The organism is Achromobacter sp. ACM01, assembly GCF_014851745.1.
Taxonomy (GTDB): Bacteria; Pseudomonadota; Gammaproteobacteria; order Burkholderiales; family Burkholderiaceae_B; genus Achromobacter; species Achromobacter aegrifaciens.
The window spans coordinates 299,191-314,841 of record NZ_JACVAF010000005.1; the positions used below are offsets into that span (position 1 = coordinate 299,191).

General features: G+C 67.4%; 15 protein-coding genes. 10 read left to right on the forward strand and 5 right to left on the reverse strand.

Going from position 1 to position 15,651, the window contains the following annotated elements:
- The first annotated feature begins 142 nt into the window (after positions 1 to 142).
- The gene (locus tag IB268_RS24125) at positions 143 to 550 is read left to right on the forward strand and encodes a DUF192 domain-containing protein (protein WP_119449368.1); all 408 of its coding nucleotides are present in this window, start codon (positions 143 to 145) and stop codon (positions 548 to 550) included.
- Positions 551 to 635: 85 nt separating this feature from the next.
- Here IB268_RS24125 and pcaF read toward each other — a convergent pair whose 3' ends face one another.
- The 5 genes from pcaF to xseA form a co-directional block, all read right to left on the reverse strand.
- The gene (gene pcaF / locus IB268_RS24130; protein WP_054452365.1) at positions 636 to 1,841 is read right to left on the reverse strand and encodes a 3-oxoadipyl-CoA thiolase; all 1,206 of its coding nucleotides are present in this window, start codon (positions 1,839 to 1,841) and stop codon (positions 636 to 638) included.
- A 174-nt stretch (positions 1,842 to 2,015) separates the two neighbouring features.
- On the reverse strand, positions 2,016 to 3,407 hold the full coding sequence (locus tag IB268_RS24135) for a chloride channel protein (RefSeq protein ID WP_054452367.1): 1,392 nt from the start codon (positions 3,405 to 3,407) through the stop codon (positions 2,016 to 2,018).
- Positions 3,408 to 3,479: 72 nt separating this feature from the next.
- Entirely contained in the window at positions 3,480 to 5,171 is a 1,692-nt protein-coding gene (locus tag IB268_RS24140) for a methyl-accepting chemotaxis protein (RefSeq protein ID WP_175162969.1), read from the reverse strand.
- 282 nt (positions 5,172 to 5,453) lie between these two features.
- Positions 5,454 to 6,032, reverse strand: coding sequence for a superoxide dismutase [Fe] (sodB, locus tag IB268_RS24145; RefSeq protein ID WP_013394768.1), 579 nt, complete (start codon positions 6,030 to 6,032; stop codon positions 5,454 to 5,456).
- 166 nt (positions 6,033 to 6,198) lie between these two features.
- Positions 6,199 to 7,566, reverse strand: coding sequence for an exodeoxyribonuclease VII large subunit (xseA, locus tag IB268_RS24150; RefSeq protein ID WP_054452371.1), 1,368 nt, complete (start codon positions 7,564 to 7,566; stop codon positions 6,199 to 6,201).
- Between the two features lie 349 nt (positions 7,567 to 7,915).
- Here xseA and IB268_RS24155 point away from each other — a divergent pair, with 349 nt between their 5' ends.
- The 9 genes from IB268_RS24155 to IB268_RS24195 all read left to right on the forward strand — a co-directional run bounded on the left by IB268_RS24155 (position 7,916) and on the right by IB268_RS24195 (position 15,550).
- A complete protein-coding gene (locus IB268_RS24155; protein ID WP_054452372.1) occupies positions 7,916 to 8,539 on the forward strand; it encodes a MotA/TolQ/ExbB proton channel family protein in 624 nt (207 codons plus the stop codon).
- A complete protein-coding gene (locus IB268_RS24160) occupies positions 8,536 to 8,949 on the forward strand; it encodes a biopolymer transporter ExbD (RefSeq protein ID WP_054452373.1) in 414 nt (137 codons plus the stop codon). The genes IB268_RS24155 and IB268_RS24160 overlap by 4 nt, the downstream gene beginning before the upstream one ends.
- Positions 8,946 to 9,986, forward strand: coding sequence for a tetraacyldisaccharide 4'-kinase (lpxK, locus tag IB268_RS24165; RefSeq protein ID WP_192354913.1), 1,041 nt, complete (start codon positions 8,946 to 8,948; stop codon positions 9,984 to 9,986). Before IB268_RS24160 ends, lpxK begins: the two co-directional genes overlap by 4 nt.
- A 64-nt stretch (positions 9,987 to 10,050) precedes the next feature.
- Positions 10,051 to 10,233 carry a Trm112 family protein gene (locus tag IB268_RS24170; protein WP_054452377.1) on the forward strand — a complete coding sequence of 61 codons (183 nt, stop codon included), beginning with the start codon at positions 10,051 to 10,053 and terminating at the stop codon, positions 10,231 to 10,233.
- 10 nt (positions 10,234 to 10,243) lie between these two features.
- Complete coding sequence (gene kdsB / locus IB268_RS24175; RefSeq protein ID WP_192354914.1) at positions 10,244 to 11,008, forward strand: 3-deoxy-manno-octulosonate cytidylyltransferase; 765 nt, start codon at positions 10,244 to 10,246, stop codon at positions 11,006 to 11,008.
- A gap of 91 nt (positions 11,009 to 11,099) precedes the next feature.
- Positions 11,100 to 11,756, forward strand: a complete 657-nt coding sequence (adk, locus tag IB268_RS24180) for an adenylate kinase (RefSeq protein ID WP_054452380.1) — start codon at positions 11,100 to 11,102, stop codon at positions 11,754 to 11,756.
- A 132-nt stretch (positions 11,757 to 11,888) separates the two neighbouring features.
- Positions 11,889 to 12,647: a 3-hydroxyacyl-CoA dehydrogenase gene (locus tag IB268_RS24185; RefSeq protein WP_054452382.1), complete on the forward strand. Its 759-nt coding sequence runs from the start codon at positions 11,889 to 11,891 to the stop codon at positions 12,645 to 12,647.
- Positions 12,648 to 12,829: 182 nt separating this feature from the next.
- Entirely contained in the window at positions 12,830 to 14,389 is a 1,560-nt protein-coding gene (gene murJ / locus IB268_RS24190) for a murein biosynthesis integral membrane protein MurJ (protein ID WP_054452384.1), read from the forward strand.
- A gap of 192 nt (positions 14,390 to 14,581) precedes the next feature.
- Positions 14,582 to 15,550 (forward strand): FecR domain-containing protein, encoded by a 969-nt coding sequence (locus tag IB268_RS24195; protein ID WP_175163563.1) that lies wholly within the window; start codon positions 14,582 to 14,584, stop codon positions 15,548 to 15,550.
- The last annotated feature ends 101 nt before the right edge of the window (positions 15,551 to 15,651 follow it).

Genomic DNA, 15,651 nt, shown 5'->3' on the forward strand with positions numbered 1-15,651 from the left:
GGCTTTCGAGCCCCGCCTTGTTATTTTTCATTCATTGCGCCAGGTCATGCCCAAGAACGCCGTTTTAAATCCTGTCAGCCTCACGTTGTTCAAGACAGCGTTCTTCAGAAACTTCCTGCCGAAAGCCCTGGCAGCCATCGCCATGGCCCTGCCTCTGGCGGCCAGCGCACAGCAAACCGGACCGCAAGCCCCGCTGCCCACCACCCAGCTTTCGGCCGGCATCCATATTATCCGCGCAGAAGTCGCGAACACGGAAGCGACCCGCCGCGACGGCCTGATGTTCCGCAAGGAGCTGCCCGGCAACGACGGCATGCTGTTCGTCTTCGAACAGCCCGACGTGCAGTGCTTCTGGATGCGCAACACCATCCTTCCGCTCTCGATTGCCTTTATCGCCGACGATGGCACGATCGTCAACATTGAAGACATGGCGCCGCAGACCGAAGACCCACACTGCGCCAAGAAGCCGGTGCGCTACGCGCTGGAAATGGCCCAGGGCTGGTTCGAACAGCACGGCATCAAGGCCGGCAAGAAGCTGGACGGCCTGCCCTGAGGCGAACCGCCGGCGGATATGAAAAGGGAGCCTGCAGGCTCCCTTTTCGTTCCTGCGCGCAGCAAGCCGCTGCGCGCCAGCGCGATTACACGCGTTCGATGATCAGCGCGATGCCCTGGCCCACGCCGATGCACATGGTGCACAGCGCGTAACGGCCGCCGGTGCGGTGCAGCTGATTGATCGCGGTGGTGGCCAGGCGTGCGCCGCTGGCGCCCAGCGGATGGCCCAGGGCGATCGCGCCGCCGTTGGGGTTCACGCGCGGGTCGTTGTCGGCGATGCCCAGCTGGCGCAGCACGGCCAGGCCCTGGGCGGCAAACGCCTCGTTCAGTTCGATGACGTCCATCTGCGCAAGCGTAAGGCCGGTCTGGGCCAGCACCTTCAGCGTGGCGGGCGCCGGGCCGATGCCCATGATGCGCGGCGCGACACCGGCCGTGGCCATGCCGACCACGCGGGCGCGCGGGGTCAGGCCATGGCGGGCGGCGCCCTTTTCGTCGGCCAGCAGCAGCGCAGCCGCGCCGTCGTTGACGCCCGAGGCGTTGCCGGCGGTGACGGTGCCGCCTTCGCGGACCACGCCCTTCAGCTTGGCCAGCGCTTCCAGCGTGGTTTCACGCGGGTGCTCGTCCTTGCTGACGATGATCGGGTCGCCCTTTTTCTGGGCGATCGACACCGGCACGATCTCGGTGTCGAAGAAACCTTCCTTCTGCGCGCGCGCGGTCTTCTGCTGGCTGGCCAGCGCGAACAGATCCTGGTCTTCGCGGTTGATCTTGAAATCGTCGGCGACGTTCTCGGCCGTTTCGGGCATCGAGTCCACGCCGTATTGCGCCTTCATCAGCTTGTTGATGAAGCGCCAGCCGATGGTGGTGTCGTAAATCGCGGCATTGCGCGAGAACGCGCTGTCGGCCTTGCCCATGACAAAGGGCGCGCGGCTCATGCTTTCCACGCCGCCGGCCAGCATCAGGCCGGCTTCGCCAGCTCGGATGGCGCGGGCAGCGCCGCCGATGGCGTCCAGGCCCGAACCGCACAGGCGGTTGACGGTGGCGCCGGGCACTTCGATCGGCAGGCCGGCCAGCAGCGTGGCCATGCGGGCCACGTTGCGATTGTCTTCGCCCGCCTGGTTGGCGCAGCCCATGATGGCGTCGTCCAGTTCTTCCCAGCGCACGCCAGGATTGCGCGCCACCAGCGCCTTGATGGCTACGGCAGCGAGATCGTCGGGGCGCACGGAAGCCAGCGCGCCGCCGTAGCGGCCGAAGGGGGTGCGGATCGCATCACAAATAAAAGCATGCACGGTCATGGGAGGCTCGAAGTCAGTGAGAAAAAATCCGGATCGGGCGATCTTAACGCAGCGCTTTCGCGCCAAGTTGGTGCGCCTGCGGGATGTCCGCTGCACGGACAGTGTCCAATGGCTGTTCACCCTGCCTGTGCGCGCCCCGTGCACCGCGCCGGGGCGCGGGCGCGGCTTATGGACTCACGCCGGCGGCTTGGCGGCGCGTCCGGCATCGACGATGGCTTGCCGGCGGAAACGCCCCGCAGCCAGGTGGTAGAAGGGTTGCGGGCAGAATTGGCGCGACACGCCGGAAGCCAGCAGAGAGCCGACCAGCAGCCAGAACAGCATAGGCTGGCTGCCCGTCATTTCCATCACCACCACGCTGGCGGTCAGCGGCGCCTGGGTCGCGGCGGCCAGGAACGCGGCCATCGAGATCAGCACCAGCACGCGATGGTCGACGCCCTCTCCCGCCAGTTGCCAGATGTGATGGCCGATGCCGGCACCGGTGGTCAGGGCCGGCGTGAAGATGCCGCCCGGTATGCCCGCCCAATAGGAGGCGACCGTCGCGGCCAGCTTGGCCAGCCCGAAGCTCGCGGGTGCAGTGTCCTTGCCCGACAGCAGGTCCGCGGCCACGCCATATCCCGTGCCGTAGACGCTGCCGGCGGTAGCCAGCCCGATCATGGCCAGGATCAGGCCCATGATGAAGGCGGTCCAGATTGGATGGGCGCGGATCCAGGCGCGCCAGGACTGTGGCGCGCTGCCAGCAGCCCCCTTGCCGAGCAGGCGGGCGAATATGCCGCCCAATGCGCCATTGAGCGCCGCGCAGATGGCCACCCACATCACCATGCCATGCGTCAGCGGCGCGCCGCCGAACACGCCGAAATAGGGGTTGTTGCCGACCACGGCCACGACCAGGAAACCCGAGGCCAGCACGCCGATCAACACCAGCCGCTGCCAGCGCAGCACCGTGCCGCGCCCAAGTTCCTCGATGGCGAAGATGACGCCGGCCAACGGCGCGTTGAAGGCGGCCGCCAGGCCGCCCGCGGCGCCGGCGGCAATCAGTTCGTTGGCGTGAAAGCCGCGCAGCTGCACGCCGCGACGTTTCCAGAAGTCGCCCCAGGCCAGCATCAAGGCCGCGCCCACCTGCACGGACGGCCCTTCGCGGCCGATCGAGGCGCCGGCCAGCATGCCGCCGAACGCAAGAGGAATTTTCCAGAGAGTCTGCCCCAGCGCCACCAGGCTGTTCTGGCTGGCGCCCGGCGGCAGCGACAAGGCGCCGATGACCTGGGGAATGCCGCTGCCGGACGCATTGGGCGCAAAGCGCAAAGTCAGCCAGCGCAAGGCCGCCAGGCTCAGCGGCAGGACCAGCAAGGCCAGCCAGCCGTTGTAGGCGACCCACTCGCGGTTCCATTCCAGCGCCTTGTCGGCCAGATAGGCAAAGCCCAGCGACATCAGCGCCACCAGGCCGGCGCCCCCCAGCAACAGCCCCATCTGCACGCTCTTGCGCGACAGGCGGTTGATCTGGCGCACCTTGCGATGCGCCCATCGGCGCGGGCCGGCCAGCAGCCGGCGTAGAGGGTCGGGCAGGTTCATGGGCAGAAGCCGGCGCGGTTGAAAGTGGCTAACCTTACCACTCCCACCTGACCGCCAGCCCACAGCGCAGGATCAGAACGTCGACCAGTCGTCGTCAGAGGCCTGCGCCAGCGCGGGACGCGCCACCGGCGCGGCCGGCTTGCGCGGCGCCGCAGGCACCGCCTGCACCAGACGGACCTGGGCTTCACGGGCCGATCCGCTGCCGGCTTCGACCTTGAAGCGGCGCACTTCCTGCGCCAGGCGCGTGGCCTGTTCCTGCATGCTGGCCGCCGCCGCAGCCGCCTCTTCCACCAGCGCGGCGTTCTGCTGCGTCACGGTGTCCATCTGCGCCACGGCCTGGTTGACCTGGCCGATGCCGGCGGACTGCTCTTCCGAAGCGCTGGCGATTTCGCGCACCAGCGTGGCGACCTGGCGCACGCTGTCCACCACTTCGCGCATGGTGCGGCCGGCTTCGTCGACCTGGCGCGTGCCGCCCTCGACGCGCGTGACCGACTCGTCGATCAAGGCCTTGATCTCCTTCGCGGCCACTGCGGAGCGCTGCGCCAGCGTGCGCACCTCGCCCGCCACCACGGCGAAGCCGCGGCCCTGCTCGCCGGCGCGCGCCGCTTCCACGGCGGCGTTGAGCGCCAGGATGTTGGTCTGGAAGGCGATGCCGTCGATCACGCCCGTGATGTCGGCAATGCGGCGCGAGCTGTCGGAGATCGCGCTCATGGTCTGGACCACGCCCTCCACCACTTCGCCGCCGCGCACGGCCACGCTGGAAGCCTGGTTGACCAGCCGGTCGGCTTCGCTGGCGTTGTTGGCGTTCTGCTGCACGGTGCTGGTCAGCTGCTCCATCGACGCCGCGGTTTCCTCCAGCGACGAGGCCTGTTCCTCGGTGCGCTGCGACAGGTCTGCGTTGCCCTGCGCGATCTGCGAGGACGCCGAGGCGATGCTCTCACAGCCGTCGCGCACGTCCTTGACGATGCGCGCCAGGCTTTCGTTCATGGTCTTGAGCGCGCCCATCAGATCGCCGGTTTCGTCGCGGGTGGCGACCTGGATGTCGGTCGTCAGGTCGCCGGCCGCAACCTGGCGCGCGGCCGTCACGGCCTGTTCCAGCGGACGCACGATGCCGCGTGTCACCAGCCAGCCCAGCAACATGCCGACCGCCACGCCGATCACGGCCAGGGCGACCATGACGGCGCGCAACGTTTCATACAGATCCGTGCCGCTCTGCACGGTCTGGGCGGCGGCGTTTTCCTTGGTCTTCGCCAAGGTCGTCATGAGGTCATCCAGCTTCTGCGACGAAGCGATCACGCGCGCCTCGATCTCGGCAACCCGCGGATCGGCCTGGGTCAGCGGCCGCGCCTGGGCGGCGGCGAAGAAGGCCGCGGACTCGCGCTTCCAGACCTGCTCGGTCTCGGTGAACTGCGCCAGCGCGCGCTTGCCTTCTTCGGAATAGAAGTTGGCCGCAGCCTTTTCACGCAGCGCGTCCATGTTGGCGACGGCGTCGTCGAACTGCTTGCGCAGGGCCTGGCGTTCCTGGTCGGTGGACGCGGCCAGGTAGCCGTTGCGGGCGCGGCCCGCATAGATCAGATTGATGTTGGCTTCCTTGACGTCCGAGATGCCGCGCAGCTCGGTGTCGTAAAGCCGGTCGTTCATTTCATTGATGCGCGCCAGGCCCCAGACCCCGAAGCCGCCAATCGCACCGCCTATCACCGCCACCAGCAAAAACGCGCCCGACAGGCGCGCGCCGATGCGCAAACCCGAAAATAACCGCAACATGCTTCCCTTCCCTGTAAGTACCACGGTTTATGGCGGGCATGCCGCGGCCGTGGACCCCGTGGTTCAGTCGCCGACCGGGGCCAACGATAGTGGCTGGCAAACCTAGGGATTACCCGGAAGAAAAGCCGGTTTGTTCTTCATTTCCCCGCAATGAATTCGACAATCGACAGGGATTTCGCAGGCTGAATTTTTCCTGAACAAAAAAGAAAACCCCACGCTTGCGCGAGGGGTTGATCAGCAGGAGCCGCGACGCTGACGCCGCGGCGGGCCTGGCTTTGCCTATCAGGCGAAGTTCTTGGCCGCGAATTCCCAGTTCACCAGCGCCCAGAAGTTTTCCAGGTACTTGGGACGGGCGTTGCGGTAGTCGATGTAGTAGGCGTGTTCCCACACATCACAGGTGAGCAGCGGCTTGTCGGCCGTGGTCAGCGGGGTGGCGGCGTTGCTGGTGTTGACGATGTCGACCGAGCCGTCGGCCTTCTTGACCAGCCAGGTCCAGCCCGAACCGAAGTTGCCGGCGGCCGACTTGTTGAAGGCTTCCTTGAAAGCGTCGAAGCTGCCCCACTTGGCGTTGATGGCGTCAGCCAGCTTGCCGGTCGGCGCACCGCCGGCCTTGGGAGCCAGGCTGTTCCAGTAGAACGTGTGGTTCCAGATCTGGGCGGCGTTGTTGAAAATGCCACCCGAGGACTTCTTGACGATGTCTTCCAGCGACAGCGTTTCGAATTCCGTGCCCGGGATCAGGTTGTTCAGGTTCGTGACGTAGGTCTGGTGATGCTTGCCGTAGTGGAACTCCAGCGTTTCCTTGGAGATGTGCGGAGCCAGCGCGTCCAGTTCGTAAGGCAGGGGGGGAAGAGTATGTGCCATGTGAGGTTCCTTCTGTTGAGTGCACGATCAAGCCGTTCAATTGTATCGGCAACTACTGAGGATACCGCGTTAACCCCCCGCCCGCGCGGGGTTAAGGGACGCATCTGCTTATGACTGGAAGCATGTGTTCATGACAGCGGCCCCAAGCGCGCGCGACCGCCCTCTTTCAGGAAGCCTCGCGCGTCTCGCGGCTGCGCGTGACCGCGACTTCGGCTCCGCCCTGCGCGAAGCTCAGGTCCAGCGCCTGCCCCGCCGTCAGCGCGGTCCCGTCCCGCACGATGCGGCCCTGTTCGTCGCGCGCGATGGCGTAGCCGCGGGCCAGTGTGTTGCCCGGATCCAGCGCGCGCAATTGCGCCGTGGCGGCGGCCAGCCGGTTGCGCCGCTGCACCAGCAGCCGCGCATGCGCCTGGCCGAGCTGCCGCGCCGCGCCGGCCAGCCGGTCGGCCGCGCGGCCCGTGTCGGGTACGCGATGCGCCAGACGCTGCGTCAGCAGATTGACGCGCGCGGCGCGGCGCTCCTGGGGACCGGACCAGGCGGTGGCCAGGCGGAAACGCAGGCTGTTCAGGCGCTCCCGCTGATGTTCGAGCCGTTGGGCCGGAGACACCAGTTGCGCGGCAGCGCGGTCCAGCCGCTGGGCAGCGCGTTCCAGGCGGCGCTGCTGACCGCGCGTCATGGCCTCTGCCGCCTGCATGACCCGGCCCAGCAATTCCGAACGCGGCACGCAGGCCAGTTCGGCGGCTGCGGTCGGCGTCGGCGCGCGCACGTCGGCCACGAAATCGACGATGGTGAAATCCGTCTCGTGCCCCACCCCGCTGATGACGGGAATTGCGCTGGCCGCAACCTCGCGGGCCAAGGCTTCGTCGTTGAAGCTCCAAAGATCCTCGATGCTGCCCCCGCCGCGCACCAACAGCAGCGTATCGACCTCGGCGCGCTGGTTGGCCATGCGCACCTGGGCGGCCAGCCGCCCGGCGGCGTCCGCGCCCTGGACCGGCGCGGGGTAGATGAACACGGGCACCTGGGGTGCGCGGCGCGCCAGCGCCGACAGCACGTCCCGCAACGCCGCGGCATGCAGGGACGTCACCACGCCGATCGCCCGCGGCAGGCGCACGGGTTCGCGCTTGGCGGCGGGATCGAACAGGCCTTCGGAAGCCAGTTGCTCCTTCAGACGCAGAAACGCCTCGTACAGATTGCCTAGTCCTGCCCTCCGCATGGCGTCAGCCTGCAGCTGATAGTCGCCACGGGGCTCGTAGAGCGACACGCGGGCCCGGATTTCGACCTGATCACCGGCCCGCGGCGTGAAACCCACCGCACTGGCGCGGCTTCTGAACATGACTGCCCGCACGGAGGCCCGGCTGTCCTTGAGCGTGAAGTACCAATGCCCGGAAGCCGCCGCCGTGAAGTTGGAAATCTCTCCGCGCACCCATAGCGCCGGGATGCTGCGCTCCAACAACTGCCCCACAGCTTGATTCAGCTGGGCAACCGTCAGGATATCCCGCGCAAATACGTTGTTTGTGACTGTAGATTCAATTGTCATGGGGCTTTCCGATGCGTACCTGTCCACAGGAGCCGCGTAGCGGGCCGCAATCATACCGCGTCCCAGCAGATTTCCCCCAACCGGCCCGAAAGCCAGCAAATTCGAACTAAATCATTGATTTTTATATAACTTTATTGAAAACAAAGCTGCTCGAAATTGAAGCAAACAAGTGCAAGCCCTGTGCCCACAAGCACTTCCGGGAAGTTTTGCACAGAATTATCCACAAGATCTGTGGATAGATTGGGGGTCGTACCGACTTGCCACACCCCCGCCGCACCGTTACAGTTTCGGCTTGATCAGATGCCGGTTCGCGCCGCTTTGCGCACCGGTCCCCCGGGAGTTGAACGCTTTGCTTTCCATACTGCGCGAGGCCGGCTGGCCGATATGGCCCCTGCTGGCGACATCCGTCCTGGGCCTGGCGCTGATCTTCGAGCGCTTCCTCTCCCTGCGCCGCGGCCTGGTCATGCCGCGCGGCCTGAGCGACCAAGTGGCTGAAATGCTGCGCAACCGCCAGGACACTCCCGACGCGATCAACCGCCTGGAGCGCAACTCGCCGCTGGGCCGGATCCTGGCCGAGGTAATGCGTCACCGCCACCTGCCGCGCGAGGAACTGCGCAACGTGGTCGAGGATACCGGCCGCGCCGTCGCCCACGACCTCAGCCGCTACATCTCCGCCATCGGCACCATCGCCGTGGTCGCGCCCCTGATGGGCCTGTTCGGCACCGTGGTCGGCATGATCGAGATCTTCGGCTCCTACACCCCCGGCGGCGGCGATCCCGCGCAACTGGCGCGCGGCATCTCGATGGCGCTGTACAACACCGGCTTCGGCATTCTCATCGCCATTCCCGCCATGATCGCGCACCGCTATCTGCGCGGCCGCGTGGACGGCTACCTCAGCGCCATGGAACAGACCGCGTCGCGCCTGGTCCGCGCCGTCTCCCCCGGGTCCGCCATGCGCGAGGGCCGTTCATGAATTTCCGCGGCCCCCGCGGCGAGCGCGATGAGCTGGATATCAACCTGATTCCGCTCATCGACGTGCTGCTGGTCATCCTGATCTTCCTGGCGGCAACCACATCCTTCGCGCGCTTCACCCAGCTGAAGGTGACGCTGCCCCAGGCCTCGATGGAACAGGACACGCCTCCGGCGCTGGAAGTCGCCGTCAGCCAGGACGGGCGCTACGCGCTCAACGGCACGCTCATCGACGTCTCCACGCCGCCCGAAATCGCCGAGGCCTTGCGCCAGGCCGCCGCCGGCAAGACCGAACCGCTGGTCGTCATCAACGCCGACGCCCAGGCCACCCACCAGTCCGTGATCAACATCATGGAAGCCGCCCGGCTGGCTGGCATCGGCCGCGTCAACTTTGCCGCGCAGACCACCCGGTGACCGCCAAGCGCGCCTCGACGCTGCTGGCGCGCCAATGGCAGCACGGCGGCTGGCTCTCCAATCTGCTGCTGCCGCTGTCCAGGCTGACCGCCTGGGAAGTGGCGCGCAAGCGCCAGCGCTACCTGGACGGCACCCGCCGCTCGTACCGCGCCCCCGTTCCCGTCGTGGTGATCGGCAATGTCTACGTCGGCGGCACGGGCAAGACCCCCATGGTCATCGCCACCGTCGAAGCGTTGCGGGCCCGCGGCTACACCCCCGGGGTCGTCAGCCGCGGCTACGGCGTCAAGGTCGGGCCGCACGCCCGCGTCGGGCTGGGCCAACTCGAAGCCGCCCGCTTTGGCGATGAACCCGCGCTGATCGCCCGCGCCACCGGAGCGCCGGTTTCCGTGCACCCGAAGCGCGCCCTGGCGGCCCAGGCCCTGCTGCAGGCGCACCCCAAGGTGGACGTGATCGTGTCGGACGACGGCCTGCAGCATCTGGCGCTGGCGCGCGACATCGAAATCGTGGTGCAGGACGAGCGCGGCGTGGGCAATGGCCGCCTGCTGCCGGCGGGCCCCCTGCGCGAGCCCGCCGAACGGCTGCGGGAGGTCGACGTGGTCGTGACGAACATCGGCACCCCCGGCGGCCAGCCCCAAGCCGCGGGCAGCGTCCGGCCGCGGCAAGTCCGCATGTGGCTGGAACCGGACGATACGCGCCAGGTCTCGGGCCGCGGCGCGCGCCCCCTGGCCGCCTTTGCCGGCCAGCCGCGCATCGCGGCGGCGGCCGGCATCGGCAATCCGGAACGCTTTTTCACCACCCTGCGCGGCGCCGGCATCCAGCTGGAAACCGCGCTCGCCCTGCCCGATCATCACGATTACGCCGAGTCGCCCTTCCAGGCGCTGTCAGCCGAGGCCATCCTGATCACCTCCAAGGACGCGATCAAATGCGCCGCCCTGGACGATCCGCGGCTGTGGGAAGTGCCCGTGCGCGCCGGCTTCTCCGATCCGCAACTGTTCGACTGGCTGGCGCAGGCGCTGCGCCAGCCAGTCCGGGCCTAGCAAACCGTCCGCCTGGCAGCGCCGCGCGGCCCGGCCCTCGCCAAACTGCTTTAGAATTCCGGTCATGGAATCCCGCCTACTCGACATCCTCGTCTGCCCGCTGTGCAAGGGCCGCCTCGAACACGACCGGCAGCAAGCCGAACTGGTTTGCCGCGCTGACCGCCTGGCCTTCCCTGTGCGCGACGGCATCCCCGTCATGCTGGAATCGGAAGCCCGCGCGCTGGACGACGCCCCCGCTTCCCACTGAACCGCCGAGCATGAGCTTCATCGCCCTGATCCCGGCGCGCACCGCCTCGACCCGGTTGCCCGACAAGCCGCTGGCCGACATCGCCGGCAAGCCCATGGTCGTGCGCACCGCCGAACGCGCGGCGCTGTCCGGCGCTTCCCGCGTCTATGTGGCCACGGACGACGTCCGCGTGCAACAGGCGGCGCAGGCGCACGGGCTGCAGGCGCTGATGACCCGCGCCGACCACCCAACGGGCACCGACCGCCTGGCCGAAGCCGTGGAGCAACTGGGCCTGCCTGACGACGCCATCGTGGTCAATGTGCAGGGCGACGAACCCCTGATCGAACCCGAACTCATCGACGCGGTCGCGGCCAAGCTGCAAGCCAGCCCCGAGGCCGACATCGCGACCTGCGCCTGTCCCCTGGCCAACGCCGAGGCCCTGTTCAACCCCAACGTGGTGAAGCTGGTCTGCGCCGCGAACGACCGCGCGCTGTATTTTTCACGCGCCCCGATCCCCTGGGCCCGCGATGCGCTGGCCTCGGGCGAACGCGTGCTGGCCGACGGCCTGCCGGCCTGGCACCACATCGGCCTGTACGCGTACCGGGTGTCGTTCCTGCGCCGCTATCCGTCCCTGCCGCAGGGCGCGCTGGAACGTTTCGAATCTCTGGAGCAGCTGCGCGCCATGGAACACGGCCACGTCATCGTCGTCCATCGGACGTCCAACCCTCCTGCCGCAGGCGTAGATACCCCGGCAGATCTGGAACGCGTCCGACTGGTCTACAGCAAGCAGATATAAGGGTTATTTCCTATGGCGCGGCTCCGCATCGGCTGCTGCATTGCGGCATAATTCCCCGGATCACAAAAAATACACCCCTTCAGGAGCACTCATGCGTCTCATCTTGCTCGGACCTCCCGGCGCCGGCAAAGGCACCCAGGCCGCGTTTCTCACCCAACACTTCGGCATTCCCCAGATTTCCACCGGCGACATGCTGCGCGCCGCGGTCAAAGCGGGCACGCCGTTGGGCATTGAAGCCAAAAAGGTCATGGATGCCGGCGGTCTGGTTTCCGACGAGATCATCATCGGCCTGGTACAGGACCGTCTGAAGCAGCCCGACTGCGCCAACGGCTACCTGTTCGACGGTTTCCCCCGCACCATCCCGCAGGCGGACGCGCTCAAGAGCGCCGGCGTCAAGCTGGACTACGTGGTGGAAATCGAAGTCCCCGAAGAAGACATCATCGAACGCATGAGCGGCCGCCGCGTGCACCAGCCCAGCGGCCGCAGCTACCACGTGCGCTTCAACCCGCCCAAGGTCGAAGGCCGTGACGACGTCACCGGCGAAGAGCTGATCCAGCGCGACGACGACCGCGAGGAAACCGTGCGCAACCGCCTGGCCGTGTACCGCGACCAGACCCGCCCCCTGGTCGACTACTACTCGTCCTGGGCGCAGCAGAATCCCGCCGACGCGCCGAAGTACCGCAAGATCTCCGGCGTCGGCGCGGTCGAAGAAATCAAGGCCCGCCTGTTCGAAGCCGTCCAAGGCTGATCGGCGCCTCGATGGCTCACAGGCCTTCGGCGCTGGCACCGGAACGCAACGCGTCCGGCCGGCCCCGAAGGCCTAGTCATATCCGGCGCCTGCCGCGCCGCTTTCATCCCTAGAACTACTGGTGGTAGACACATGGAAATCGCGAACAAGGTATTCATCGTCACGGGCGGCGCGTCCGGACTGGGCGCCGGCACGGTGCGCATGCTGGTCGAAAACGGCGCCAAGGTCGTCATCGCCGACGTGCAGGACGAGCCGGGCTCGGCCCTGGCCAAGGAACTGGGCCAGCGCTACGTCCACTGCGACGTGACCCAGGAAGCCGACGGCAAGAACGCCGTAGCCGCCGCGCTCGAGCTGGGCTCGCTCTTTGGCCTGGTGAACTGCGCCGGCGTCGCGCCCGCCGCCAAGATCGTGGGCAAGAATGGCGCGCATCCGCTGGAACTGTTCCAGAAGGTCGTGTCGATCAACCTGATCGGCAGCTTCAACATGATGCGCCTGGCCGCCGAGGCCATGAGCGCCAACGCGCCCGAACCCACCGGCGAACGCGGCGTGATGATCAACACCGCCTCCGTCGCGGCCTTCGACGGCCAGATCGGCCAGGCCGCGTACGCCGCCTCCAAGGCCGGCGTGGCCGGCATGACCCTGCCCATTGCGCGCGACCTGTCCAAGACCGGCATCCGCTGCATGACCATTGCCCCGGGCATCTTCGGCACGCCCATGATCTTCGGCATGCCGCAGGAAGTGCAGGACTCGCTGGCCGCCAGCATTCCCTTCCCCGCCCGCCTGGGCCGCCCGGAAGACTACGCCAAGCTGGTCCACAGCATCATCACCAACGACATGCTCAATGGCGAAACCATCCGCCTCGACGGCGCCATCCGCATGCCGCCGAAATAATGCCCCCACGCTTCGCCCGCTGCGCGGGCTCTCTGCCCCCCGAGGGGGCTCTTTTTCCCTTGAGGCGGTCCAAGGGAAAAAGGCGCTCCGGCGTAGAGAAAAAACGTAGGGCGAAGTGTTGCCCCATTCAAGGGGCAATGTTGGTTATGGGGCCTGCCGGCCCCCTTTTTACGTAGTCTTCCATGAGCCTGTTTCGTTCGGCGGCCACGGTCAGCAGCTTCACCCTGCTGTCCCGCATTTCCGGCCTGATCCGCGACATCCTGGTGGCCCGCGCTTTCGGCGCCGGCCCCATCACCGACGCCTTCTGGGTCGCTTTCCGCATTCCCAACCTGCTGCGCCGCCTGTTCGCCGAAGGAGCCTTCGCCCAGGCCTTCGTGCCCATCCTGGGCGCCGCGCGCAACAACCGTTCCGAAGCCGAAGTCCGCACCCTGCTGGACCGCGTGGCGCTGCTGCTGACCGCGGCGCTGATGCTCATCACCCTCATCGGCATCGTCGCCGCGCCCTGGGTGGTATCGGCCATGGCCAGCGGCCTGCGCGGAGCCGCCCGCGACACCGAATTCGGCGCCGCGGTCTGGATGACGCGGGTGATGTTCCCCTATATCTTCTGCATGTCGCTGATCGCGTTCGCCTCGGGCGTGCTCAATACCTGGCGGCGCTTTGCCGTGCCGGCTTTCACGCCGGTGCTGCTCAACCTGGCGATGATCGCGGCCTGCATCTGGCTCGCGCCGCGCATGGACGTGCCGGTCTACGCGCTGGCCATCGGCGTCATGATCGGCGGCGTCGCGCAACTGGCTGTGCAATGGATCGCCCTGGCCCGGCTCGGCCTGACGCCACGCTTCACCCTGCGGTTCCGCGAGGCCTGGGGCGACCCCACGGTGCAGCGCATCCTCAAGCAGATGGCGCCCGCCACCCTGGGCGTCTCGGTCGCGCAGATCTCGCTCTTGATCAACACCAACATCGCCACCTGGCTCACGCCGGGCAGCGTTACCTGGCTGTCATTCGCCGATCGCCTGATGGAATTCCCCACGGCGCTGCTGGGCGTGGCGCTGGGCACGGTGCTGCTGCCCAGCCTGTCCGCCGCCCATGCCCGCGACGACCACGGCGGTTACAGCGGACTGCTGGACTGGGGCCTGCGCCTGGTGCTGCTGCTGGGCCTGCCGGCGGCGGTGGGCATGGCGCTGCTGTCCGACGGCCTGGTCGCCACCCTGTTCCACTACGGCGCCTTCGCCGCCCAGGACGTAAGCCAGACCCGGCTGGCGGTCATTTCCTATTCTGCCGGACTGATCGGTCTGCTGGCAGTGAAGATCCTGGCGCCCGGCTTCTACGCCAAGCAGGACATCCGCACGCCGGTGAAGATCGCCATCGGGGTGCTGATCATGACGCAGTTGATGAACCTGGTGCTGGTGCCTCTGATGGCGCATGCCGGGCTGGCCCTGGCAATCGGCCTGGGCGCCTGCCTGAATGCGCTGGCGCTGCTGATCGGCCTGCGCCGCCGCGGCGTCTACCAGCCCGGCCCCGGCTGGGCGGCGTTCGCGCTGCGCCTTTTGCCCGCCTTGGCGGCGCTGGCGGCCTTGCTCTGGTATGCGGACGGACGCATCGACTGGATCGCCCTGCAGGCCCACTCCGGTCAGCGGGTGGCCTGGCTGGCTGGGGTGCTGGCGGCCAGCGGCGCGGTCTACTTCGGAATGTTGTTACTGTTTGGCTTCCGCCCTAGGGACTTCGGCCGACGTCCGGCGCGCTAAGTTCGGACAATCTGCCTATATACACGTCAAAAGCCGGTCTAGTACCGGCTTTTTTTGCATTAGATTCGTCAAGAATTGACAATCAGCCGGTAATCTTTGGTAAAAAACCTTTATTATTTACAAATTGCCATCGAAAGGATCCCCCTTGAAGCACTGCGGGGACATGAAGTGAAGTACGCCCAAGGACAACCCATGGCGGACCAGGTAATCAATTGGCTGCTGTTATTGCGCTCCGGCAAGGCGACCGCCCAGGACTATAACGACTTCCTGGCGTGGCGTGCTGCCGACCCAGCCCACGAGAACGCCTGGCAGCAGCTGACCGGCTCGCTGGAAGGATCGACGTTTGGCCGGCTTGGCGACGCCTATCCCGCCGGCTACGCGACCACCGGCCCGGCCATCCCGCATCTCGCGGCCCCTCCCGGCCCCGCCATTGCGCCCCCTCGCCGCCGTTTTCTGGCCGGCGCGCTGGCGCTCGCCGGTACCGGCGCCTGCGCCGCCTACGTGGGCAATGCCTTCTATCCCCTGGGTAACGTCGCGGCGGATGCCGCCACGGCCACGGGCGAGCGTCGCCGCTACGTGCTGTCCGACGGCAGCCAACTGCTGCTGGACGCGCGCAGCCGCGTTAACCTGGACTTCACTCCCGCGTATCGCCAGGTCCGCCTGCTGGACGGCGCCGTGACGGTGTCGGTGGCTCCTGACGCGCGCCGCCCTTTCCTGGTCCAGACGGCAGAAGGCACGGTCCGCGCGCTGGGCACCCGTTACATGGTGCGCCAGCAAGCCCAGCGCACCCTGGTAGTGGTGCATGAGCACGAGGTCGAGGTCGAAACCATGTCCGGGGCCCACGGCACCGTCCGCGCCGGCACCGGCGCCCGGTTCGACGCGGCCCGCATGGACACCCCGCGCGCCGAACTCATGGCCGAAGCCGCCTGGGAAGCCGGCTGGGTCGAAGCCCGCGGCCGCCCCCTGGCCGAAGTGATCGCCGCCCTGCGCCCCTACCGCAGCGGCACGCTGCGCGTGTCCATGGCCGCTGGCGGCCTGCCGGTATCCGGCCACTTCCCGCTGGACGACACCGACGCAGCGCTCGATACGCTGCGCGACATCATGCCCATCCACGTCCGCCGTTTCACGCCCTGGTTCGTCTCCATCAGCGTCGCCACCTGACAACGCCGGCATTCGCCCCGTGCCGCCGGAGCGGCTTCGTTGTATACTAAGCACGGTGTTTTTATCCAGTAGGCGCCACGGGTTTTCCTCAAACGCATGAG

Bases quoted from the DNA above. Each gene is read 5' to 3' on its own strand.
- IB268_RS24170 (WP_054452377.1), top strand. From the start codon at position 10,051: ATGGAATCCCGCCTACTCGACATCCTCGTCTGCCCGCTGTGCAAGGGC.
- IB268_RS24160 (WP_054452373.1), top strand. From the start codon at position 8,536: ATGAATTTCCGCGGCCCCCGCGGCGAGCGCGATGAGCTGGATATCAAC.
- IB268_RS24140 (WP_175162969.1), bottom strand. From the start codon at position 5,171: ATGTTGCGGTTATTTTCGGGTTTGCGCATCGGCGCGCGCCTGTCGGGC.
- kdsB (WP_192354914.1), top strand. From the start codon at position 10,244: ATGAGCTTCATCGCCCTGATCCCGGCGCGCACCGCCTCGACCCGGTTG.
- sodB (WP_013394768.1), bottom strand. From the start codon at position 6,032: ATGGCACATACTCTTCCCCCCCTGCCTTACGAACTGGACGCGCTGGCT.
- adk (WP_054452380.1), top strand. From the start codon at position 11,100: ATGCGTCTCATCTTGCTCGGACCTCCCGGCGCCGGCAAAGGCACCCAG.
- xseA (WP_054452371.1), bottom strand. From the start codon at position 7,566: ATGACAATTGAATCTACAGTCACAAACAACGTATTTGCGCGGGATATC.
- IB268_RS24185 (WP_054452382.1), top strand. From the start codon at position 11,889: ATGGAAATCGCGAACAAGGTATTCATCGTCACGGGCGGCGCGTCCGGA.
- pcaF (WP_054452365.1), bottom strand. From the start codon at position 1,841: ATGACCGTGCATGCTTTTATTTGTGATGCGATCCGCACCCCCTTCGGC.
- IB268_RS24125 (WP_119449368.1), top strand. From the start codon at position 143: ATGGCCCTGCCTCTGGCGGCCAGCGCACAGCAAACCGGACCGCAAGCC.
- murJ (WP_054452384.1), top strand. From the start codon at position 12,830: ATGAGCCTGTTTCGTTCGGCGGCCACGGTCAGCAGCTTCACCCTGCTG.
- IB268_RS24195 (WP_175163563.1), top strand. From the start codon at position 14,582: ATGGCGGACCAGGTAATCAATTGGCTGCTGTTATTGCGCTCCGGCAAG.
- IB268_RS24135 (WP_054452367.1), bottom strand. From the start codon at position 3,407: ATGAACCTGCCCGACCCTCTACGCCGGCTGCTGGCCGGCCCGCGCCGA.